The 20,864-nt window shown below is 59.1% G+C and carries 21 protein-coding genes and 1 pseudogene; 6 read left to right on the forward strand and 16 right to left on the reverse strand.

Annotation, left to right across the window (positions count from 1 at the left end; genetic code table 11):
* Positions 1-214 precede the first annotated feature (214 nt).
* The 4 genes from cyoD to cyoA are packed head-to-tail and all read right to left on the reverse strand — an operon-like array spanning position 215 to position 4,060.
* Complete coding sequence (gene cyoD, locus N2A98_RS10265) at positions 215-553, reverse strand: cytochrome o ubiquinol oxidase subunit IV (protein WP_044273275.1); 339 nt, start codon at positions 551-553, stop codon at positions 215-217.
* Position 554: 1 nt separating this feature from the next.
* Positions 555-1,169 (reverse strand): cytochrome o ubiquinol oxidase subunit III, encoded by a 615-nt coding sequence (gene cyoC / locus N2A98_RS10270; RefSeq protein ID WP_020303216.1) that lies wholly within the window; start codon positions 1,167-1,169, stop codon positions 555-557.
* 3 nt (positions 1,170-1,172) lie between these two features.
* Positions 1,173-3,146 carry a cytochrome o ubiquinol oxidase subunit I gene (gene cyoB, locus N2A98_RS10275; RefSeq protein WP_275623357.1) on the reverse strand — a complete coding sequence of 658 codons (1,974 nt, stop codon included), beginning with the start codon at positions 3,144-3,146 and terminating at the stop codon, positions 1,173-1,175.
* 2 nt (positions 3,147-3,148) lie between these two features.
* Positions 3,149-4,060 carry a ubiquinol oxidase subunit II gene (gene cyoA / locus N2A98_RS10280; protein ID WP_275623602.1) on the reverse strand — a complete coding sequence of 304 codons (912 nt, stop codon included), beginning with the start codon at positions 4,058-4,060 and terminating at the stop codon, positions 3,149-3,151.
* 408 nt (positions 4,061-4,468) lie between these two features.
* On the opposite strand from cyoA, the gene N2A98_RS10285 reads away from it, so the two are divergent.
* Together N2A98_RS10285 and N2A98_RS10290 are read left to right on the forward strand one after the other, a co-directional pair.
* Positions 4,469-4,783 (forward strand): hypothetical protein, encoded by a 315-nt coding sequence (locus tag N2A98_RS10285; protein ID WP_345774697.1) that lies wholly within the window; start codon positions 4,469-4,471, stop codon positions 4,781-4,783.
* Positions 4,784-5,891: 1,108 nt separating this feature from the next.
* Positions 5,892-6,161, forward strand: a complete 270-nt coding sequence (locus N2A98_RS10290) for a DUF6555 family protein (RefSeq protein WP_082430483.1) — start codon at positions 5,892-5,894, stop codon at positions 6,159-6,161.
* 56 nt (positions 6,162-6,217) lie between these two features.
* Here N2A98_RS10290 and N2A98_RS10295 read toward each other — a convergent pair whose 3' ends face one another.
* From N2A98_RS10295 to N2A98_RS10310, 4 genes and pseudogenes are all read right to left on the reverse strand, one after another.
* On the reverse strand, positions 6,218-6,427 hold the full coding sequence (locus N2A98_RS10295) for a hypothetical protein (protein ID WP_275623359.1): 210 nt from the start codon (positions 6,425-6,427) through the stop codon (positions 6,218-6,220).
* Between the two features lie 220 nt (positions 6,428-6,647).
* Positions 6,648-7,199, reverse strand: a complete 552-nt coding sequence (locus N2A98_RS10300) for an ATP-dependent Clp protease proteolytic subunit (RefSeq protein ID WP_034134978.1) — start codon at positions 7,197-7,199, stop codon at positions 6,648-6,650.
* Between the two features lie 53 nt (positions 7,200-7,252).
* On the reverse strand, positions 7,253-7,603 hold the full coding sequence (locus N2A98_RS10305; protein ID WP_014718036.1) for a general stress protein: 351 nt from the start codon (positions 7,601-7,603) through the stop codon (positions 7,253-7,255).
* A gap of 327 nt (positions 7,604-7,930) precedes the next feature.
* Positions 7,931-8,092: pseudogene (locus tag N2A98_RS10310) on the reverse strand (general stress protein); the annotation flags it as partial.
* Positions 8,093-8,525: 433 nt separating this feature from the next.
* On the opposite strand from N2A98_RS10310, the gene N2A98_RS10315 reads away from it, so the two are divergent.
* Positions 8,526-10,061, forward strand: a complete 1,536-nt coding sequence (locus N2A98_RS10315; RefSeq protein WP_078467754.1) for a sensor domain-containing diguanylate cyclase — start codon at positions 8,526-8,528, stop codon at positions 10,059-10,061.
* On the opposite strand, the gene N2A98_RS10320 is transcribed toward N2A98_RS10315, so the two are convergent.
* Together N2A98_RS10320 and N2A98_RS10325 are read right to left on the reverse strand one after the other, a co-directional pair.
* Positions 10,036-10,368, reverse strand: a complete 333-nt coding sequence (locus N2A98_RS10320) for a hypothetical protein (protein WP_044272584.1) — start codon at positions 10,366-10,368, stop codon at positions 10,036-10,038. The genes N2A98_RS10315 and N2A98_RS10320 overlap by 26 nt on opposite strands.
* Before the next feature lie 31 nt (positions 10,369-10,399).
* A complete protein-coding gene (locus tag N2A98_RS10325) occupies positions 10,400-10,855 on the reverse strand; it encodes a GNAT family N-acetyltransferase (RefSeq protein ID WP_275623360.1) in 456 nt (151 codons plus the stop codon).
* Between the two features lie 269 nt (positions 10,856-11,124).
* Here N2A98_RS10325 and N2A98_RS10330 point away from each other — a divergent pair, with 269 nt between their 5' ends.
* The gene (locus N2A98_RS10330) at positions 11,125-11,964 is read left to right on the forward strand and encodes a DNA/RNA non-specific endonuclease (RefSeq protein ID WP_153475235.1); all 840 of its coding nucleotides are present in this window, start codon (positions 11,125-11,127) and stop codon (positions 11,962-11,964) included.
* A gap of 3 nt (positions 11,965-11,967) precedes the next feature.
* Here the strand turns inward: N2A98_RS10330 and N2A98_RS10335 are convergent, their stop codons facing one another.
* Positions 11,968-12,186 (reverse strand): hypothetical protein, encoded by a 219-nt coding sequence (locus N2A98_RS10335; protein ID WP_153475234.1) that lies wholly within the window; start codon positions 12,184-12,186, stop codon positions 11,968-11,970.
* 234 nt (positions 12,187-12,420) lie between these two features.
* On the opposite strand from N2A98_RS10335, the gene N2A98_RS10340 reads away from it, so the two are divergent.
* Together N2A98_RS10340 and N2A98_RS10345 are read left to right on the forward strand one after the other, a co-directional pair.
* Positions 12,421-12,864 carry a YetF domain-containing protein gene (locus N2A98_RS10340; protein WP_014718042.1) on the forward strand — a complete coding sequence of 148 codons (444 nt, stop codon included), beginning with the start codon at positions 12,421-12,423 and terminating at the stop codon, positions 12,862-12,864.
* A gap of 135 nt (positions 12,865-12,999) precedes the next feature.
* The gene (locus tag N2A98_RS10345; protein WP_275623361.1) at positions 13,000-13,149 is read left to right on the forward strand and encodes a hypothetical protein; all 150 of its coding nucleotides are present in this window, start codon (positions 13,000-13,002) and stop codon (positions 13,147-13,149) included.
* A gap of 136 nt (positions 13,150-13,285) precedes the next feature.
* Here N2A98_RS10345 and N2A98_RS10350 read toward each other — a convergent pair whose 3' ends face one another.
* The 5 genes from N2A98_RS10350 to N2A98_RS10370 all read right to left on the reverse strand — a co-directional run bounded on the left by N2A98_RS10350 (position 13,286) and on the right by N2A98_RS10370 (position 20,128).
* The gene (locus tag N2A98_RS10350; RefSeq protein ID WP_275623362.1) at positions 13,286-15,157 is read right to left on the reverse strand and encodes a D-arabinono-1,4-lactone oxidase; all 1,872 of its coding nucleotides are present in this window, start codon (positions 15,155-15,157) and stop codon (positions 13,286-13,288) included.
* Positions 15,158-15,282: 125 nt separating this feature from the next.
* Positions 15,283-15,609, reverse strand: coding sequence for a hypothetical protein (locus N2A98_RS10355; protein ID WP_044272568.1), 327 nt, complete (start codon positions 15,607-15,609; stop codon positions 15,283-15,285).
* A gap of 466 nt (positions 15,610-16,075) precedes the next feature.
* A complete protein-coding gene (locus N2A98_RS10360; RefSeq protein ID WP_078802905.1) occupies positions 16,076-17,416 on the reverse strand; it encodes a cytochrome c in 1,341 nt (446 codons plus the stop codon).
* A 16-nt stretch (positions 17,417-17,432) separates the two neighbouring features.
* Positions 17,433-19,670 (reverse strand): molybdopterin cofactor-binding domain-containing protein, encoded by a 2,238-nt coding sequence (locus N2A98_RS10365; protein ID WP_275623363.1) that lies wholly within the window; start codon positions 19,668-19,670, stop codon positions 17,433-17,435.
* Positions 19,670-20,128: a (2Fe-2S)-binding protein gene (locus N2A98_RS10370; protein ID WP_014718046.1), complete on the reverse strand. Its 459-nt coding sequence runs from the start codon at positions 20,126-20,128 to the stop codon at positions 19,670-19,672. The genes N2A98_RS10365 and N2A98_RS10370 overlap by 1 nt, the downstream gene beginning before the upstream one ends.
* Positions 20,129-20,864: the final 736 nt, after the last annotated feature.

A 20,864-nucleotide genomic window follows, 5' to 3' on the forward strand; every position in this document is an offset into this window, starting at 1 on the left:
AGGCCAATGCGCCCCAAGTGTGGGAGCGGGCTTGCCCGCGAAGGCGGTGTGTCAGTCAATGCATCTGTTACAGCACGACCGCTTTCGCAGGCAAGCCAGCTCCCACATTGGATCTTCGTCGCTTTGAGCATTGCGTTCGCTTAGCCGAGTGGCATTAGGGCTTGCCCCCGATCATAATCGTACATTCCCCGAGCGCCCTCCCACACAGTGTGCTTCAGTGCGCCAGCATGTTGTGATGAATACTGTCCATGATCCATAACGAAAGCCCCACCAACAGAAGAATGATGACCGCCGAGAAAATCAGCGCAATCAGGTTCCAGCGTTGTTCTTCAGCCGTGTCCAGGTGCAGGAAGAACTTGAGGTGGACCACGATTTGTATCGCGCCCAGCGCCACCACCAGCCAGGCGGTGAAGGTGCGCGGCAGTGAGGGGAACATCACCAGGCCGAACGGGACCAGGGTGAGCAGGACCGACACCAGGAACCCCACCAGGTAGGAGCGACTGCTGCCATGGCTGGTACCGGCACTGCTGTGAAGCGAGCTTTGCTTGTACATGTCACACCACCCCCAACAGATAGACCACGGTAAAGACGCAGATCCACACCACGTCCAAAAAGTGCCAGAACAGGCTCAGGCAACTGAGCCGAGTGGCGTTGGTGCTGGTCAGGCCGCGTTGCTTGACCTGGACCATCAGCACCGCCATCCAGATCAGCCCAGTCAACACGTGCGCGCCGTGGGTGCCGACAAGGGTGAAGAAGGCGGTCAGGAAGGCACTGCGGTCCGGCCCGTAGCCTTCTGCGATCAAGTGGTGAAATTCGTTGATCTCCATGGCGATGAAGCCCGCGCCCAGTACGAACGTGAGCCCCAGCCAGCGCAACACATCGCGTTGCTTGCCGTGGTTCATGGCGAGCATGGCGTAGCCGTAGGTGATACTGCTCAACAGCAGCAGCATGGTTTCGGCCAGCACATAGGGCAGTTCGAAAATATCCATGCTCGACGGCCCGCCCGCCACGCTGTCGCGCAACACGGCGTAGCCGGCAAACAAGGTCGCGAACAGGATGCAGTCGGTCATCAGGTAGATCCAGAACCCGAACAGGCTCAGGGAACCGGCGTCTTCATGCCCTTGTTCGTGGGTGTGAGCGATGTCTTTTTCCATAACGATATTGGACATGGGTCAAGCCTCTGCCAGGTCTTTGAGACGTGCCGTTTCGATGCGCGCGACTTCCTGCGCGGGCACGAAGTAATCGGTGTCTTCGTCGTAGCTGCGCACCACGAACGCCACCACCGAGGCCACCAGGCCGAACGCCGCCATCCACCAGATGTGCCACACCAACGCAAAGCTGCAGACCAGCGCAAACAGGCTGATCACCAGGCCCGACGCGGTATTGCGCGGCATGTGGATGCTGCGATAGTCGGTGTGGCTGAGGGTGCTGACGCCGCGCTCCTTCATGCCCCAGTACGCGTCCAGGTCATTGACCTTGGGCTGCTCGGCGAAGTTGTACAGCGGCGGTGGAGACGCGGTGGCCCACTCCAGGGTGCGCCCGTCCCACGGGTCGCCGGTAAGGTCGCGGTATTGATGACGGTTGCGGATGCTCACCAACAGTTGCAGCGCCTGCGCCGCCACGCCGCAGAGGATGATTGCCACCCCCACCAACTCCAGCAGCAGCCAGGGCCGCCACTCCGGGTTGTCGAAATGATTGAGGCGGCGCGTCATGCCCATGAAACCCAGCACGTAGGAGGGCATGAACGCGAAGTAAAAGCCCACCAGCCAGCACCAGAAGGCGATGCGCCCCAGCTTGTCGTTCAAGCGGAAACCGAACGCCTTGGGGAACCAATACGTCAGGCCGGCCATATAGCCGAACACCGCGCCGCCGATGATCACGTTGTGAAAGTGCGCGATCAGGAACAGGCTGTTGTGCAAAAGGAAGTCGGCCCCCGGCACCGCCAGCAGCACCCCGGTCATGCCGCCGATGCTGAAGGTCACGATAAAGCCCAGGGTCCACAGCATGGGCGTTTCAAAACGCACTCGGCCGCGGTACATGGTGAACAGCCAGGTGAAGATTTTCACCCCGGTCGGCACCGCGATGATCATGGTCATGATGCCGAAAAACGCGTTGACGTTGCCCCCCGCGCCCATGGTGAAAAAGTGATGCAGCCACACGATGAACGACAACACGGTGATCGCGATCGTCGCCCACACCAGCGACACGTAGCCGAACAACCGTTTGCTGCTGAACGTGGCGGCAATCTCGGAAAACACCCCGAACGCCGGCAGGATCAAGATGTACACCTCCGGATGCCCCCAGGCCCAGATGAGGTTCACATACATCATTGGGTTGCCGCCGGCCTCGTTGGTGAAGAAATGCATGCCCAGGTAACGGTCCAGGGTCAGCATCAGCAGGGTGGCGGTGAGGATCGGGAAGGCCGCCAGAATCAGCACCGAGGTGCACAGCGCGTTCCAGGTGAACACCGGCATCTTGAACAGCGTCATGCCTTCGGTGCGCATCTTCAGGATGGTGACGAAGAAATTCACCCCCGTGAGCAGCGTGCCGATGCCGGATATCTGCAATGACCAGATGTAGTAATCCACGCCGACGCCGGGGCTGTACCCCAGCTCGGATAACGGCGGATAAGCCACCCAACCGGTGCGCGCGAACTCACCCACCCCCAGCGAAATGTTCACCAGCGCCGCACCCACCACGAACAGCCAGAAACTCAGGGCGTTGAGAAACGGATAGGCCACATCGCGAGCGCCGATCTGCAACGGCACGACGATGTTCATCAAGCCGACCACGAAGGGCATGGCCATGAAGAAGATCATGATCACACCGTGGGCGGTGAAGATCTGGTCGTAATGTTCCGGCGGCAGGTAACCCGGCCCGCCGCTGGCGGCCATGGCTTGCTGGGTGCGCATCATGATCGCATCGGAGAACCCGCGCAGCAGCATCACCAGCGCGACGATGATGTACATGCAACCGATCTTCTTGTGGTCTACCGAGGTGAACCACTCGCGCCACAAATAGCCCCACTTGCGTTTCCAGGTGATCGCGCCCACCAGCGCCACCCCGATCAGGCCGACGACGGCCAGGGTGTACATCACAATGGGTTCAGTGGTTGGGATCGCGTCCCACGACAGTTTTCCGAACATGGTTACCGCTCCTCAGCCAGCAGACTTGGGTGTTGATCGGTGCGTTGTGCAGCGTCGCTCAATGGCGAGCGCTGGGGTTTATTGGCCTTGTTCATGCCTTCGTATTTGTCGACGATGTCCAGGAACAGGCGCTCCTGTACCGCCGAGTAATAGGTCACGGGGTGCTTGAGGGTGGGCTTGGCCAATTGCGCGTAAGTGCTGTGGTCCAGAGGCGTGGCCGCGCCCTTGACCTTTGTCACCCAGGTCTGAAAGTCGGCAGTGCTCAGGGACAGCGTGGTGAAATGCATGTCGGAAAAACCGGGGCCGTTGTAGTTGGCGGCAATCCCTCTGAACTCACCGGTTTCGTTGGCGATCAGGTGCAACTTGGTCTGCATGCCGGCCATGGCGTAGATCTGCCCGCCGAGTGCCGGAATAAAGAACGAGGTCATGGCCGCGTCGGAGGTGACGGTGAAACTCACCGGTGTGTGCACCGGCAAGGCCAGCTCGTTGACGCTGGCGATGCCCAGGTCAGGGTAGATAAACAGCCATTTCCAGTCGGTGGCGACCACCTGCACATTGATCGGCGGGGTGTCTGATTCCAGCGGGCGATAGGGATCGAGTGCGTGGGTGGTCTCCCAGGTCACCCACCCCAGGACGATGATGATCAGCAGGGGAACGCCCCATACCACCGCTTCGATTTTGTGTGAACTGGCCCAGCGGGGGGAGTAGCGGGCTTTTTTATTGGTGGCGCGGTAGCGGTAGGCGAAGACAAACATCATCACAATCACCGGAACGACCACCAGCAGCATCAGGCCCGTAGCGAGAATAATCAGGTCGCGCTCATCGGTTGCTACTTGCCCCTTGGGGTTGAAGACCACCAGGTTGCAACTGGTGAGTAAGAAGAGGCTGGTGATAGTGACTAGGCAATAACCCATCGCTCGTTTCATGCCTTGCTCCTGTGTTGGAAACTTGCGTTTTGCTGTGCCGAATCAGTGCTCAAGTGTTAACTAAGCGAAGCGCTTATTAACACCAAGGGCCGTCAGGTAATAAACATTCGGCAATAAGCTGCCGTCAGTAGATAAAGTGCTTCTACTGTCCGGTTCTATTGGCTTTGCTGCCGCTCTGCAGGGCGCATTTCGCCGCGCTCCCGAACATTTTGAATAGAGCCCCGTGGGTTGGTTTAACAATTTGTTTCCTCGCCTGACGAACGGTTTAACAGGCGAAGCGGTAAAGGGTTTTTATCGGTGCATGATGGAGGTGGCCTTGGAAAAAGTCTGAATTCTGGTGAACAAGTTCAGTCGTTAGTTGATGGCCAACCCCACTAACGGTTTTGGAGAAGAGCTATGTTCATGCGTGGCAAAACCTATGAAGCCTGGACTGAAAAGGCACTGGGCGAAGAATGTTTTACCCAGGAGGTTGAAAACGGCTGCCATATCGAAGTCAGGGCCCGGGAGCGGGAAGATGGCGATATTGAAGTGCTGCTGTGCGTCTACACCGCGACGGGGCAATGCGTGGTTGAACGTACCAAGCAATTGCCGGGTTCCGAATGGACGGTGCGCGACGCGCTCAAACGCGGCATTGATCAGGCGGAACGGATTGCCGGGGGGGAGTCCGGTCGACTGCCCTGTGCTGATGCGCACTTGCACGACGACGATTGAAGGGTGCGGTCGACGGTCGAGACCTACCTGAGGCCCCGCGCTGCAAATGTGGGAGCTGGCTTGCCAGCCGACGCCTTTGCACCTGGCGCCCCGCGATCCAAATGTGGGAGCGGGCTTGCTCGCGAAGGCGGCCTAACAGCCGACGCCTATCTACTTGCCGCCCGCAATATAAAGGTGGGAGCTGGCTTGCCTGCGATGACGGCCGGCCAGCCGACGCCCCTGCACCTGGCGCCCCGCGATTCTAATGTGGGAGCGGGCTTGCTCGCGAAGGCGGCCTTACAGCCGACGCCTATCTACCTGACGCCCGCAATCTATAGGTGGGAGCTGGCTTGCCTGCGATGACGGCCGGCCAGCCGACGCCTCTGCACCTGGCGCCCCGCGATTCTAATGTGGGAGCGGGCTTGCTCGCGAAGGCGGCCTTACAGCCGACGCCTATCTACCTGGCGCCCGCAATCCATAGGTGGGAGCTGGCTTGCTTGCGATGACGGCCTAACAGTCAACACAGTTGGATTGTGTACATATCCATTGCTGCGGTTACGGCTACTTAGGGTTCCGCCTGACGGCGGGTCACTTTGGAAAAGAGCCCCAAAGTAACCAAAGGGCTCTTGCCCCACCACTCGGCACCTCGCTTGGGCTCGGTGTGCCCGAACACAGGCTTGAATCCGTGGGCCGCCGCCACGCGCCATCCCTGGCGCGGGGCGGCTAACCCGGCGTCCTGCCGGGTTACCCACGAATTCAAGCCTGCGTTCGGCCAGCGTGGTTTAACGGGGCGCTTCAGATCAAAAGCAGATCAAGATCAAGAGCGGCTCGCTTCGCATCGTGGTTACTGTCGGTCGCTACTTCGCGGGAGCAAGCTCCCTCGCCACAGGGTGTAGCGCCGCGGCAAAAAAAGCCCGCACGGAGTGCGGGCAAGACAGGAGTTTTTACCAAGAGCCTGGAGTGAGCAGACTCACTATTAAGAAACAAAAGAAGCATGAACCGTTTTATTTTTTTAATGCGAGGCCGACGAACGGTAGTGCAACAGCAAGTGCATGTTTGTCGTCACTCAAACATTAAAAATTCTGAACCTTCGTTCTGAGCAAATAACAAAAAATCAGAAGGAGAGGTTATGAAAAATTCTTTATATGTCATCGAATACGAATACCACCACGAGCCTAAGTCTTTCATTATAAGAGCGGAGGTAATGAATAATGCAGAGGCCTGGCATTGGGCCTGTTGCGATGCAGGTATAGGCATTATTCCTAGATCGCGTAATGAAAAGATCAAGCGTATCAGTAAGCCGCTGGCTGAACGCTACGGTCTTGAGAATGTAAGGTGGCGTCCGTCTGGCAGTGTCCCCTTTATTGCAAAACCCTATGTACCGCCACCACCCGAATGAATTTACGTTTTACTAGAGGGTGTTTATTCGGGTGGGTGTGGGGGCGAGGCAAGTACCTACTGGTTTTTGCGTCGCTCCTGCAACATGCACAATTTTTGCACGCTGCGTTGCAGCGCCTCTTTCATGATGTCGGCTGCATACTGTTGCTTGCACGCCGGGCACAGCATGTCTGACGCTGGCGACATCAGGTAGTCCGGGTCATCCAAGGTTGATTCGTAAGGTTGTTTGCAATGCAGGCAACGTCGGTTCGCTTGTAGATGCGTCACATCGATTCCTCCCTGAATGAAACGGCCACTCTCAATTAAGAAGTGGGCGTTTTCAACTGCTAAAAAGGAAGAATTCAAACAAGCGCTTAGTTGATGTTTTATCGCCATTATCTTGTGGTGATAGCTGGGTAGTTGCGGGCGCGTGCGCCCGCTCGGTTCGTGGGTTGAGGTTTTCGCCGTTCTGCTGCGTACTTTTTGTGCAGTTTTTGCCTGATACGCCCTAGGAATGAATGAAGCTGCTCACGAATTCCGCCTTGACCACGGGAAGTTCGATCCCATGGATCAAGCCGGCGGTCAGCGCTTGTTGTGGGTCGAGAATGCGTGGCGCGGCGATCAGGTATTTTTCGGTCTCCAGTTTTTCGACGGCATCGGCTGTGCGCTCGGCCACGATGCGTGCGTACAACTGCAAGTCATAGTCGAGGCTCATCGCGTATTCAGACATGCGCGAGTGGTCAACCGCGCCTTGCACATGCCAATGAAAGGGGTGGAACAGGAATTTGCTGTGTTTGCAGGCGGTCCTGCGCTCACCGGCCAGGAAGATGATATTGCCCATGGATTCCACGGTGCCGAGGTTATGGGTATGCACCGGAATCGGCAGGGACAATAAAAAGTTGTACATCGTAAAGCCGTAGCTGCATTCGCCGCCCATGGTGGCGATATTCAGTACCAGGCCTTGGGCACCTTGCTGTACGGCCAATGAGGCTTTTTCGATCAGTTGGCTGCACGTGGAGGCGGTGACCGGTGCGGTGAAGTTGATAATGTGTAAAGGCATGGTGTCCCTCATCAATGAAAGCAGGGGAGCATTGCTCCCCTGCATCAAGCACATCAGCTTTTGCGCCCGCCGCCGTGGCTGTGTTCGCCACCTTTACGCCCGGCTTCGGAAGCTTTTTCGCGGTCGTTGGCGAAATTGCCGCCACTGTTCTGGCCACCTTTGCTGCCCGCTTCGGCGGCGCGTTCGGGGTCATTCTTGAAATTGCCGCCGCTGTTCTGGCCGCCTTTGCTGCCGGCTTCAGCGGCGCGTTCGGGATCGTTCTTGAAGTTCCCGCCACTGTTTTGGCCACCTTTGCTGCCGATCTCCTGGTAGAACTCTTTGTCATGGGACGCAGAAGTGGCTTCGCCGCCTTTTTTACCGGCTTCGCTGACGCTCATTTGGCCTTGCTTGTCTTGAGTAGTCATGTTCAGTTACCTCGTCGTTATGTCGGGAATGTAACGTTCACTTCGATTGTGCTGGAAACTTGCACTCAGGGCGTGCGTTAAGCTGCACGGTTACAAGTGCCTCTCACACAAGGGTGGCGTTTTAGATGCACTTATCGTCGCTTCGGCTTGTTCAGAAAGTTGCTGATGTTCGTAACACGCGGACGTATTAGAACGTAGGCCGGTCCTTGCTTTAGTTTGCACTTCTACAATCGGCCTGCGAGATAACTCGCCGCGCTGATTATCAATTGACGCACGCATGATGAATGCCCTTTGTTAATAAACGGAACAGCGGTACTGGCCGCTTCGTCAGGACTTACGTCCACCACCATGGCTGTTCTGGCCGCCTTTACGCCCGGCTTCCGAGGCTTTTTCGCGGTCGTTGGCGAAGTTGCCGCCAGAGGCCTGCCCACCTTTCTTACCCGCCTGCGATGCTTTTTCGCGATCATTGGCAAAGTCTCCAGGGTTTTTATTGCTCGTCGTCATAACAATACTCCCAGTTTTGAAATGTCGTTTCGCTAGTTGCCCATTTATGCAACGGACATCTTTTCTGATAAGGGCAGGTGCGCAGATGTTTTGAAATTTTTTTAAAAGGGCGATGAACGGTATAGGGGCAGGCGAAACTTGTACAAGTAGGCCCCCATAGTGCCGCTTCGTATAAGTTTTGCTGCCTCGATTGATATTGAATTAGTGGCGTTCTTAACGGTTCGTTTAGCATTCAATACGCTGCTTGATAGTGGTCATTAAAGCCGCTTGCTCCTCTGGCCGGCGCTCAGCCGCACACTCTGTTGCTGCAGCCTGCACGGACTGCTTGTATGCTGGCACTCTGGAACCGGTTGCCCCTGTGAGTACCGACGTTCGAATGATGGCTGGAATGGAAACCGGACTTCCTTAAGGTGCTGACGTGAAGCGTGATACCCGTCTTGTGATGCTGTTGCTGTTGGTGATCGGCTGTTCCCTGACTTCGTTGACGATTTGGAAAGTCCTGTCTTCCCGTGACCGCGCGCTGGCGGAAGTGGACGTGCATGGCTTGAACCTGACCCAGGCCCTTAACACCTATACCGAAGGCATCGTGCGGCAAAGCTCGTTGCTGTTGCTGGGGCTGGTTGAGCGCCTGGAAACCGAAGGCAGTGGCCCGGTGCAAATCCAGCGAATCAGTACGCTGATCAACCGCCAGCAGCCGCTGATGCCGCAGCTCAGCGGCATCACCATTTATGATCATCAGGGCCGGTGGTTGCTGTCTTCCAATCGCGCGATCCCGGAGGGCGCCAATAGCAGTGATCGGGCCTATTTCATCCACCATCGCGACGATCCGAGCGCTGAACCTTTTATTGGCCCGCCGATTCAGAGCCGTGCCAACCATGAATGGGTGGTGACCATCAGCCGCCGTTTCAACGACGCGGCGGGCAACTTCGCCGGCGTGGTCGCTGTGACCCTGGGGGTGGAAAACTTTCTGCGGGTATTCGGCAAACTCGATGTAGGCCAGGAGGGCGCCATCGGCCTGTCCTACGCCGACGGCACGTTGCTGGTGCGCTACCCCTTTCGCGAGCAGGACATGGGCCGCAACTTTTCCTCCTCGCCTATTTATTCCAAGTACCTGGTCGACCAACCGGTGGGCACTGCGGCCTATACCTCCAGCCTGGACGGGGTAGAGCGGCTCTATGCCTTTCGCAAAAGCGAAACCCTGCCGCTGATCACCACCGTCGCGTTGGGCAAGCACGAAGCCCTCGCGGCGTGGCGCATCGAGGCGGCGCTGTCAGCGGTCGTGGTGGCGGGGCTGTTGGGGCTGACGGGGCTGATCGGCTGGTTTCTGATCCTGGATATCCGCAGGCGTACGGCGGCGGAAGAGGCGTTGCGTGTCGCCCAGCAACAGTTGCTCGACTCCAATCGACAGTTGGCACTCTTGGCGAAGAAGGACGCGCTGACCGGCCTGGCCAACCGCCGCTGTTTTGATGAAACGCTGGCCGTGGAAGCGCGCCGGGCGCAGCGCGAAGGGACGTCGCTGGCATTGCTGATGATCGATATCGACCATTTCAAACGCTTTAACGACGCCTTTGGTCACGTCGCGGGAGATGCGTGCTTGCAGGCGGTCAGCACGTTATTGGAAACGTGCGTGCGGCGCCCGTCGGACCTAGTGGCGCGCTATGGCGGAGAAGAAATGGCGATCATCCTGCCCGCGACTGACAGCGCAGGGGCTGCGGTGGTCGCGCAACGCATTCTTTCGCGTCTGCAGCAGGAGAACATCACACACCCAGGCAGCCCCTTCGGGCACGTGAGTGTGAGTATCGGTATCGCGACGGGCATGGGCTCTCGGCTGGAGCCGGTGTTGGGTCTGGTGGAGGCTGCGGATACAGCGCTTTACGGCGCGAAGGCGGCGGGGCGCAATGGGTTCAACGTGCATCCCGCGGACCGACTCACATCCCCAGCGTCGGGATCATAAGTTCCCCGCACTCCATTAATTGGCCAGCGGTGACTTGCAACTGCGGCGTGGGTTTTGCCGCATAGCCTGCGATAAAGCCCGCACTTAGCAGTGCAAGGCAGAGGACGGCTTTTTTCACAAGCATGCGCAGGGTCTCGATCGGTTCAAAAGGGTGAACCACAGATTGCCCATTCAAGAAAAGGTTCCTGCCCGCGCAGAAGGCTTTCTGCTTTCTGCTTCCTGTAGGAGCGAGCTTGCTCGCGAAGAACCTCAACGATAACGCGTGCTCCCTGAAGAAGTGCGGCGCCTGGGCGTTTTTCGCGAGCAAGCTCGCTCCTACAAAAGGCATTGCCTGAAGGTCAGCGAATGAACTTGATGTACACACGTTCAGGGTCGTTATCGTCCAGATTTTCGATCTGCCCGCTGGGGATGAAGCCGGCTTTCGTCAGCAGGGCCTGGGACGCGCCGTTGGAGGCATTGGTCGACGCGAACAGCTTGGGCGTTTTGCAGGCCGCTTCGGCCGCTGCCAGCAGACGAAGGCCGACGCCCTGGCGCTGGTACAGCGGTGAAACCACCACCAGCGCAATAAACCCATGGTTGAAAAAATCGTGGGTGAGCACCAGGTAGCCGGCGCACACGTTAGCGTCGGCGGCTACCAGGCATTGCTGGCGAACCACGGCGTCATAGATAAACACACGACGGCTGGCATGCTCGGTTGCGTACGCATCCAGTGCGACCAATGCATGCACATCGTCGGGGGTGGCTTGGCGGATCAGCCAGTGTGGGGCCGCAGGGGGCAGCTTTGTGTCAGGCATTTTAATCTCCGTTCACTCACCGGTTTAAATATCGATGTACTGATCTGCCTGCTTCGCACCCCACTGTTGCGCGGTGCGGCAGAGAGGAGTGGTCAGAATGCCCAGCAGCGCACCGCAGGCTAGGCGCGAAGGGGGTACGTTTGTCGGCCTGGTTGCGGTCGTTGTTTAGAAATGTTTATGTGATTCAATGGTCATCTCGGCTTGCGCAGGAAGCGCACCGGCCGAGGCCATTTTGATCTTTCAAGAGATTCATTCCAAGGAGTAACACCATGCAAGGAAGCACATCGTTCAAGTACCTGGCGTTTTCGTTGATCCCGTTGATGGCCGCCTGTACCACACCCTCGCGCCAGTCCGCCGTCCTCCCTGCGCCAGCCTTGCCGTTCGATAACTGCGCGGTTGGTTGCCCCACCGGTGGCAGCCCAGTGACGTTGAACCGCCAGGCCTACACGTTGAACAACAACGGCTCGACCAAGTTTGCCAATTGGGTCTCCTACAAAATCACCAAAGCCACGGCGGCCAGCGGGCGCTCCCGTGACTGGCGCACCGACCCGGATATTCCAGCCGGGGAAACCCTGGACCCGGTGGATTACAACGGCGCCAACGTCGCGCTCAAAATCGACCGGGGGCATCAGGCCAACCTGGCTTCGATGGCCGGGGTGGCCGATTGGCAAACGCTCAACTACTTGTCGAACATCACCCCGCAAAAGGCCGAGCTCAACCAGGGGCCGTGGGCGCGCCTGGAAGACCAGGAGCGCAACCTCAGCAAGGAGCCAGGCGTCGATCAGGTGTATGTGGCTACCGGCCCGTTGTATGAGCATTTTGTCGGCTCGTTGCCGGGCACGAATAAAGTGCACACCATCCCCAGCGGCTACTGGAAAATCATCGTGGTCGGCAGTTCGCCGGAAACGGGCCTGTACGCCTCGTTCGTGATGAACCAGGAAACTCCCAAGGGCGCAGACTTCTGTGATTACCAAGTCACCGTGGATCACATCGAAGAGCGCTCCGGGCTGACGTTCTGGAGCACCTTGCCGCAAGCGCTGCAGGCCACGCTGAAAACCAGGCAGGGGCAGTTGCCGAGTCGGATCGGCTGTAACCGCACCAAAGCCTGACGCCTAGTCGGCACACACCAATGAGGGCCTGCGGCTGCTGTTCTTGCCCAGGCGCTCATGCGTGGCGACGGCTGTGGCCTGTTCATGCAGTGCTTCTTCCAGTGCTTGCAAATGCTTGGACAGGATCTTCACCGACCCGCTCGGGTTGGCGGGGTCAAAGGGGATCCGGCCATTGGCAATCAGCACCATGGCCAATTCCCAGGCGCGTTGTGAGTCGTTCATGACAGGGGTTTCCTTCTTCAACGTGGTCGATATAGACGTGTGACCCGCTTCAAGCGCCCCTATATCAATTGGGTTTCCGCCGAAATTTCGATCACTTCAACGCTTCAGTTGCGCTGGAACCATCATCTTTTTAGATGGTGGCCGGGGCGAGTCGAAAGAATGAACCTGAGCAGCGCGGTAGTCACCTAATCCGTATGAATCGGTCGTTCCCATTCACTGTTGCGAGGGTCAACCATGGACTCTGTACTGCGGGCTGTGGCGATTTACCTGGTGCTGCTGGTGCTGTTCAAGGTTGCCGGCCGGCGCACGCTGGCCGAACTCACCACCTTTGACCTGGTGCTGTTGATGGTCATCGGCGAAGCCACCCAACAGGCGTTGCTGGGCGAGGATTTCTCGATGACCAACGCCGTGCTGGTCATCGCCACCCTGATTGCCATCGACATTGGTTTCTCGCTGGCCAAGCAGCGTTCCGCCTGGTTCGCACGGGTGCTTGATGGCGGGCCGACCGTGCTGGTCGAGCAAGGCCAGGTGCTGCATAAACGCCTCAAGCATGCGCGCCTGGACGAGGGCGACATCCTTGAGGCGGCCCGGTCCACCCAAGGGCTTGTCGAGCTCAAGCAGATCCGCTTCGCGATTCTTGAGCGCAACGGCAAGATCTCGGTGATCCCGTTTGAATAACACGCGGCCCCCATTCGTCAGCCAAGGGGCTTTTTTTTGAACGCCAGCGCCTCTATTCCAGACAGATAGATCATGGGCGGACGAATCGTACTTTCGTCACGCGTACATCACTCACTCATCAACAGGTGAACCCTCATGAAGAAACTCTATATGTGCCTGGGTCTATGCAGCGCGTTCATGCTACACGGCTGTTTTGAAAACGCCGATAACGCCACCAAAGACAACAACAGTGGCACCCAGTCGTCAGTGCAGATGCAGGAAGGCAAGGCGGACGAGAGCAAATAAGCCTCCAAACAGCCGACGCTTAACTCAAGGCTACTCATCGCCCGAATGTGGGGGCTGGCTTGCCTGCGATGCAAACACCTCGGTACATCAGACAAACCGAGTCGATGAATTCACAGGCAAGCGCACAACACCCCTGCTACGGCATGTCTCCCAGCAGCGTCGCGACAAAGTGGTTGTGGAATCGACCCGCTGGATCACAGGCCTTGCGAAAGGCGTTGAAGGCCGCAGTTCTCTCGCTGCGGCGCAGTGCAAGGTCCTTCAGGAATTCCGGGTTGAACGGCTCAGAGTAAGTTCCCGAGGGTTGAGCCGGGTTGTAAAAACCGAACATTTTGCCGGTGTGCGGCATGCCACCCAGGGCAACCCAGTCTCGTTCAATATCCGCAAAAAAGTGCAGGAGGCGATCCGGGTAGTCAGATGCCGCCACAGCGGGTACGTAACCGATAAGATCCAGGTTCACGAAGGTAGCGTCTGGGGTTTGCGTGTACGTCCCGGCCAACGCTGTGTCCCCACCACGGACGAAGCGGAACTCCAGCGGGGCAACCACCAGGAAGTCGCTGGTACTCTTGATCCGTGCCTTTACGGCGTCGAGTCCTTGCCAGGCTTTACTGAGGCCTTCGTCATCCAGAGCCGGGAGCTCGATAAAGTACGACATGAAAATAACGCGTGAGGCCTTGGTTAGCCACAAGTCTGAGTAGACCGCCGCGGCTTGATCAAAAAGCGTTTCGATCGTAAGGAACCCAGCGTCGATGATTGCACTCGCCGTTGTCGTGTTATTGCCATACTGGGCGGCGATGAGGGGCGGCTCGATGATGGGCTCAAACGGTATCAGGTAGGGTGCTCCGAATACATTTTCTCCCGCCAGGGCACAGGCATTCGGTACGCTTGTCTTCAGGTTGGGAACCTGGGTCGCAGGGGAAGCAACCACATCCCACCACAAGATCAGGAAATTGTCGGTGTAGGGATTGAGAAAGGATTCGACGCGGTCATGGTCCGTAAGCAGCGCCTTGAACCGGGCGATGAAGGTTGGCTCGTCAGCACAGACAACGTTGGTGTCTTTGCCTGCATTCAACGTGGTGGCCCATGGGCGGGGTAATACATCCAGAGTCACTGAAGTGACAACGCCCAACGCACCGAGGGAGACGCGTGCAAATTGCAAGGGCGACCATCCGTCGACTGCTGGCGTCTGTGCGTCAATGGTCCGCACCTGGCCGTCCGGCCCCATGAGGGTGAACGCCGAAGCGGTTTCGGCAAAAATCGGTGCGCGGATGGTTGCGCCGTGGACATCGACAGCGGTCATGCCCCCCAGGCTGAAGAAGCCGCCGGCGGTCGCGGTCTTGAGCATCAGGTCATGGGCGGTCAGGAAGGCATCCAACTCATCCTCGCGCACACCCGTGTTCACGGTGATGGTATGTGGGGCGGTGCCCAGCACAATAGACTCATCCCCGTTCGGGCCCAAGTCTGCGTAACAGGCGAGGTCGATGAGCCAGCGGTGGGGGGCTGGGGCGATGCGATTGTCTTCGGCAACCAAGGCCGGTTGCGCGTGCCGTTGGCCCGATACGCGTACTGTCGCGCCTGCCGCGCCGGCCTGGCGCACGATGTCTTGAAGCGCTGCCAGATGGGATGGGGAGAAGTAGTATTGACCATCGATTTCCAGGGTGTCGACGATGTTCTGAGCCCAGTTTTTCCACGGTAGCGGCTGAACCTTGAAATTCAAGGTTGTTCCCGTGACTTCATAGGCGGCCAGCCTGCCGTTATTGGCCGACTGAACTAAAGGTTCTCCTTGATTTTGGATGCCTGCGACGGCGGACACATAAGGCGTGACGCCAATTGCATCCGCGGGAATGCCGAGCAATGCAAGTGAAGGACTGACCCTGTACACACCATTTTCGAAGTTGCCACTGTTCCAATCGCAGGTATGCCATTGGCCGGCCGGGTCAAGCCACTGAATCGAAAAGTTCATGACAAAAATGCCGTTGTTAAGGCAACCAATGCGTTCGACTTGTTTCATGTTGGTGTCCTGTTACGTGGTTTTTAACGTCAGGTGAGTTGAGAGTAAAAAAGAAAGCCGGCGCCAACTTCCAACGGCAAGTCACGAAAAGTGGGGGCCGGGTACCCCGTGGTAAAGAACTTGATTTATTCGATCAAGTTAATCGCAAAGCCGATGAGGGTTGTTCCTACCGCATCGTAGGTCGCGATCTGGCCGTTTGCGGCAAACCCTACAAACGGCGTGCCTTGGCCTGATGACCCGGCCAGTGCATGCCCATACACCGTGACGGCCAGCGCGTCTGAAGGCACGCCGATGGTTTCCAGATTCGGTGTGGTCCGAGACTGCGCCACCGGATAGTCACCGCTACTCCATTGGGACGTGTACCACTTGCCGTCGCTATTGAGCCATTGGACCTTGAAGTTAAACACGTAACCGCCTTTGTTATTGACGGTGATTTTTTGAACTTGTCTCATGGTTATCTCCTGCTGAAGCAATAATTTTATATGAGCACGCCTGCGCCCTTTTGCGTGGCGATAAGACGTGTTTATTAAGGGCGTGAATTGCACTGCTTAGAGGCAATGGGAGACGCAGAAATCAAATAGGTCGCCTCGCTCCCTATTTACTGATTACTGTCAAGTGAGTGAGCCTGTTTTCGCGCACTGACCTACAACAACGAGTAGCTTGGATAATCCATTTATAACGTTCGATAACGTGGGCAGTTGGATCATATTTAGCGGGGGGTAGCCTCCGTGGCTGCTGGGTGATTCCTTTCTGATACTGAGGGGAGGTTAGTCGCGGTACCGATTGCTCGCCAGTGGGGCAGAAAACTATTTGGCTATATGCTCCATTTCGGAAATACCAGTCGTTTCGCTGCCTGTGCTCAGAGGCAGTGCACCCCTTGGGCCTATCAACGGCCACAAGCGCTGCACCGCCTGGTCCTCAGCGCATATGCAAAATAATCGGGCTACTGCTCGCAGGGTCCGTATGCCCGCGCAACTTGCTAACGGCCTTCGCATCGACCGCGCCGCCGTGGTTGCCCCAGGTACCACGCACGTAGCTCAACACGTCGGCGATTTCCTGGTCGGACAATTGCTCACGAAATGCTGGCATGCGGTAGGCGTCCGGCATCCCGGCGGTGACCACACGTTGCGAGCCGTTGAGGGTGATGTTGATCGCCGAAGCATTTTCCGTGGCCAGGGCCGAGGTGGCGCCTGCCAGGGGTGGCATCCAGTCGGGTTGGCCTTTGCCGTCGAGGCCATGGCAGGAGGCACAGCGGGTGGCGTAGGTGTGGGCGCCAGGGACATCCGAGCGCGCCGTGACTGCCTGATACTGCCAGGGGCTGCCGTCACGCTGTGGGTCGCCGGGCAGTGACTTCAGATAGCGAGCGATCGCGGCCAGGTCATCATCCTGCATGAACTGCGTGGAGTTGTTGAAGGCCTCGGTCATGGAGCCATAGACCACGGCATGCTGGTTGCGACCGGTCTTGAGGAACTGCACGATCTGTTCCTCACTCCAGCGGCCCAGGCCGGTGTTGTGGTCCTGGCGCAGGCTGGGGGCGTACCAGCCGTCGAGCAGGGCACCGGCCAGGAATGGCGCGCCGGATTCGTCCAGGGCTTTCTCGTTGAACGCTAGCCCGCGTGGCGTGTGGCAACTGCCGCAGTGGCCAGGGCCTTGCACGATATACGCGCCACGGTTCCACAGCGCGTCCTGGCCGGGCTTGGCGGCGTAGGTCGCGGTGGGTGCAAACACACCGTTCCACAGGGCGATGGGCCAACGCAGGTTGAGCGGCCAGGGAATGCCGCTGGGCAGGTTGGGCTCATTGGCCGGTTGCACGCCTTTCATGAAAAATGCGTACAGCGCCTGGATGTCGTCATCGCTGAGTTTGACGTAAGACGGGTAGGGCATGGCCGGGTAGAGCCGTCGCCCACCCGGCGCCACGCCGTGGCGTACCGCGCGGTCGAAGTCGGCCAGGCTATAGGTGCCGATGCCATGCTCGCGGTCGGGGGTGATGTTGGTGGCGTGGATCGCTCCCAGCGGCGTGGCCATTTCCAGGCCGCCGGCGAAGGGCGTCTTGCCTGGCAGGCTGTGGCAGGCCACGCAGTCACTTACGCGGGCGACGTATTCACCGCGGCTGACCAAGGCGGGGTCGAAACTTGTGCTTTGCTGTTGTTCAAAAGGCGAGGCGGGCTGGCGTGTGACGTACCAGGCCAGCACGCCAGCGGCGACCACGCAGGGCAGCACCAGCCACCCTGCGGTTCTTGCGAATCGGCGGTTATTCATGGGCATTCCCTGTCGGTTAGCTGAAGGTGTAACGGCTCAAAGGCAGACTACGGATGCGTTGGCCGGTCAATTGCGCCACGGCATTCGCCACGGCGGGGGCCACAGCTGGCAACGGCGGTTCGCCGATGCCACCCATCTTTTCGCCGCTCTCTACGATCTTCACGTGGACCTGCGCCATACGCGAAGGCGGCAGCACCGGATAAAGGTCGTAGTTGCGCGCCCGTGGCTTGCCATCCACGTACACCGCTTCCTCCAACAGGGTTTGCGACAGGCCCAAGGCCACGGCACCGTTGACCTGCGCTTCCACAATCGCCGGGTTGACGATACTGCCCGGGTCAATCGCTTGCCAGATGTGATGAACCTTGACCTGGCCGTTCTCGATCGACACCTCGGCCACCACCGCCGCATGGGAGCCAAACGGCGAAGCCATGGCTACGCCGCGTGCACGGCGGGTGCCGTCTTCGGCGGTGTAAGGCCCACGCTTCCAACCGCCAGACAGCTCGGCGGCCGCCTGCAGCAGGGTGGTCAGGCGCGGGTTGTCGCGCAGCAGATGCAGGCGCAGTTCATAGGGGTCATGGCCGCCTTTGTCGGCCAGTTCGTCCAGGAACGCTTCGTAGAAAAAGTCATTGAGCGAGTTGCCCACCGAACGCCAGTAACCGAGCATGGCCGGGCCTTTGACGTAGATCTGCGCGATGCGTTTGTTGGGGATCGCGTAGCTCTTGCCCGACAAGCCTTCCAGGGCGGTAGGGTCGATGGCGTCGCCCTGTTTGCCAGCGATGGCTTCGGTGGGGCCTTCGGTGGCGCTCACCGCTTCGATGGCCACAGGCAGGCCTTTGTCATCCAGCGCGGCGCGGAACTTGACCACGGCGACCGGGCGCAATACATCGCGCACGAACTCTTCTTCACGGCTCCAGATCAGCTTGATCGGCCGGCCCACCGCCTTGGCCAGGGCGATGGCCTGCGGGTAAGGGTTGGCGGAGTCATACAGGAAATGCCGGCCGAAAAAACCGCCCAGCAGCGGCGAGTGCAGGGTGATTTGCTCAGTGCTCAGGCCGGTGCGTTTGGCGATGTCGGCACGGAACATATCCGGCGCCTGGTTAGGCAGCCACACCTCCAGCGTACCGTCCGGGTTAAAGCGTGCCAGGGCTGAAGGCGGCTCCAACTGGGCATGGTTGAGGTACTGGTTGTGGTAGGTGGCTTCGACACGGGTCTTGGCGCTGGCCAGTGCGCCGGCCACATCGCCTTCGTTCTCGTCATCGCGGGCCGGACCTTGCTGGGCGGCGAGGAAGTCGCGGTACTTGTCGCTGGAAAAATCCGCCGGCATCGCCCGCACGGCGGAGTCGGCCGCGGCTTCAAGCCATTCGACCTGGATAGCTTCGACGGCCCGCTTGGCATGCCACCAACGTTCAGCTACCACGGCTACAGCGCCGGGCAGGGTGTGAACCGAGTGCACGCCTTGCATGGCTTGCACTTGCGCCTGGTTGCGCAGGCTGCCCACGGTCATGCCCAAACGCGGCGCGTGTTGGACCGCCGCGTGGAGCATGCCGTCGATTTTCAGGTCGATGGTGTACTGCGCCTTGCCGGTGGATTTGTCATAGGCGTCCAGGCGCTTGACCGGCTTGCCGATCCAGCGGAACTGGCTCGGGTCGCGCAGGGTGATGCTGGCCGGGTCGGGCACCGGCATATCCAGGGCGGCACCTGCCAATTCACCGTAGCCCAGGGAGCGACCGGAAGCAGCGTGCACCACGCGACCGGGTTGGGTGGTCAACTCGCTGAGCGGTACACGCAGTTGCTCGGCGGCAGCTTGCATCAGCATCGCACGGGCGAGGGCGCCGAGGCGGCGCATGGTCGGGTAGCTCATGCGCACCGACATACTGCCGCCGGTGATGCGCATGCCATTTTCCATCACCACATAGGCTTCGCCGGGCGGGGCCGCTTCGACGATGAACGTGGCCGGGTCGGCATCCAATTCTTCACCGACGATCTGCGCCATGGCGGTGTGGGTGCCTTGGCCGCCTTCCATGAAGGGGCTGAGCAAGCGCACGCTGCCGTCGGGACGAATCTCCAGGAAGGCGGGCACTTGAGTACCGCGTTCAGCCGCGGCAGCGGTCGCGGCTTGCACACGGGAGGTGCCCAGCGGCAAGCCGAAACCGATCACCAGCGCGCCCACGGCGGTGCTGGCCAGGAAGCGGCGGCGGGACAGGTTGACCGGTTCGCCCAAGGTAACGCCGGGAATGATCTCGTTAGTATTCATCAGGCGGTTTCCTTCCCGGCGGCCAAGGCGTCCATGGCGGCATGGATGGCGTTGTAGGTGCCGCAACGGCAGAGGTTGACCATCGCCGCGTCGATCTGCGCCTTGGTCGGCGCGGGGGTGTGCTTGAGCAGCGCGGTGGCTGCCATCACCTGCCCGGACTGGCAGTAGCCGCATTGCGCCACTTGGTGTTCGACCCAGGCTGCAACGACACGCTTGCCCACGTCATCGGCCTCCACGGCCTCGATGGTGGTGATCTCACGACCGACCACCCCGGCCACGGGCGTTACGCAGGCGCGCACCACGTTGCCGTCCACCAGCACCGAACAGGCGCCGCACTGGGCCAGGCCGCAGCCGTATTTGGTGCCGGTCATGCCCAGGTTATCGCGGATCACCCACAACAACGGGGTGTCGGCTTCGGCATCGACCTGATAGGCCTTTTGGTTGATACGTAATTCCATGCGGGCTCACCTGCTGATCATCGGTTGGTGGTGCTTTTTCTTATCAGGGACGTGCGCGGTGGCATGCCCTGGTGTCGCTCATGGGCGACGGGTTATGGCGGCGGGGTTGAGAACCGGTTTCATCTTGGCCACGCGCGCATGGTTGGACTCTAGACCACGGCGCAAGGGGTATCTATCCCGGTAGGCGATAAGTCGGAGGATCAGGCAAGTATTCGCGAGGATTGAGCGATAGAAGCAGTGGCTGATCCGAGATTTTGACTGATGTGCCGTGATCTTCTGTGGGAGCTGGCTTGCCTGCGATGACGGCCTGACAGTCGACACCTATCTACCTGACACCCCAAGATTCAAAATGTGGGAGCTGGCTTGCCTGCGATGACGCCCTGACAGCCGACGCCTATCTACCTGACACCCAACGATCCAACTGTGGGAGCGGGCTTGCTCGCGAAGGCGGCTTGACAGGCGACACAGTTGGATTGTGTACATATCCGTTATTTAGGTAACGGCCACTTAAGGTTCCGCCCTGACGGCGGCTCACTTTTGAACAGCGCAAAAGTAAGCAAAACGCTCTTGCCCCACCACTCGGCACCTCGCTTGGGCTCGGTGTGCCCGAACGCAGGCTTGAATCCGTGGGCCGCCGCCACGCGCCATCCATGGCGCGGGGCGGCTAACCCGGCGTCCTGCCGGGTTACCCACGAATTCAAGCCTGCGTTCGGCCAGCGTGGTTTAACGGGGCGCC

Origin of the sequence: Pseudomonas sp. FJ2-5-13, from assembly GCF_029201605.1 — a bacterium.
Taxonomy (GTDB): Bacteria; Pseudomonadota; Gammaproteobacteria; order Pseudomonadales; family Pseudomonadaceae; genus Aquipseudomonas; species Aquipseudomonas lactis.

Excerpts from the sequence above, each read along its gene's own strand:
- N2A98_RS10360 (WP_078802905.1), bottom strand. The coding sequence starts at position 17,416 with ATGAATAACCGCCGATTCGCAAGAACCGCAGGGTGGCTGGTGCTGCCC.
- cyoA (WP_275623602.1), bottom strand. The coding sequence starts at position 4,060 with ATGGGTTATTGCCTAGTCACTATCACCAGCCTCTTCTTACTCACCAGT.
- N2A98_RS10345 (WP_275623361.1), top strand. The coding sequence starts at position 13,000 with ATGAAGAAACTCTATATGTGCCTGGGTCTATGCAGCGCGTTCATGCTA.
- N2A98_RS10325 (WP_275623360.1), bottom strand. The coding sequence starts at position 10,855 with ATGCCTGACACAAAGCTGCCCCCTGCGGCCCCACACTGGCTGATCCGC.
- N2A98_RS10365 (WP_275623363.1), bottom strand. The coding sequence starts at position 19,670 with ATGAATACTAACGAGATCATTCCCGGCGTTACCTTGGGCGAACCGGTC.
- N2A98_RS10305 (WP_014718036.1), bottom strand. The coding sequence starts at position 7,603 with ATGACTACTCAAGACAAGCAAGGCCAAATGAGCGTCAGCGAAGCCGGT.
- N2A98_RS10340 (WP_014718042.1), top strand. The coding sequence starts at position 12,421 with ATGGACTCTGTACTGCGGGCTGTGGCGATTTACCTGGTGCTGCTGGTG.
- cyoB (WP_275623357.1), bottom strand. The coding sequence starts at position 3,146 with ATGTTCGGAAAACTGTCGTGGGACGCGATCCCAACCACTGAACCCATT.
- N2A98_RS10300 (WP_034134978.1), bottom strand. The coding sequence starts at position 7,199 with ATGCCTTTACACATTATCAACTTCACCGCACCGGTCACCGCCTCCACG.
- N2A98_RS10370 (WP_014718046.1), bottom strand. The coding sequence starts at position 20,128 with ATGGAATTACGTATCAACCAAAAGGCCTATCAGGTCGATGCCGAAGCC.
- cyoD (WP_044273275.1), bottom strand. The coding sequence starts at position 553 with ATGTACAAGCAAAGCTCGCTTCACAGCAGTGCCGGTACCAGCCATGGC.
- N2A98_RS10335 (WP_153475234.1), bottom strand. The coding sequence starts at position 12,186 with ATGAACGACTCACAACGCGCCTGGGAATTGGCCATGGTGCTGATTGCC.
- N2A98_RS10285 (WP_345774697.1), top strand. The coding sequence starts at position 4,469 with ATGTTCATGCGTGGCAAAACCTATGAAGCCTGGACTGAAAAGGCACTG.
- N2A98_RS10350 (WP_275623362.1), bottom strand. The coding sequence starts at position 15,157 with ATGAAACAAGTCGAACGCATTGGTTGCCTTAACAACGGCATTTTTGTC.
- N2A98_RS10290 (WP_082430483.1), top strand. The coding sequence starts at position 5,892 with ATGAAAAATTCTTTATATGTCATCGAATACGAATACCACCACGAGCCT.
- N2A98_RS10355 (WP_044272568.1), bottom strand. The coding sequence starts at position 15,609 with ATGAGACAAGTTCAAAAAATCACCGTCAATAACAAAGGCGGTTACGTG.
- cyoC (WP_020303216.1), bottom strand. The coding sequence starts at position 1,169 with ATGTCCAATATCGTTATGGAAAAAGACATCGCTCACACCCACGAACAA.
- N2A98_RS10330 (WP_153475235.1), top strand. The coding sequence starts at position 11,125 with ATGCAAGGAAGCACATCGTTCAAGTACCTGGCGTTTTCGTTGATCCCG.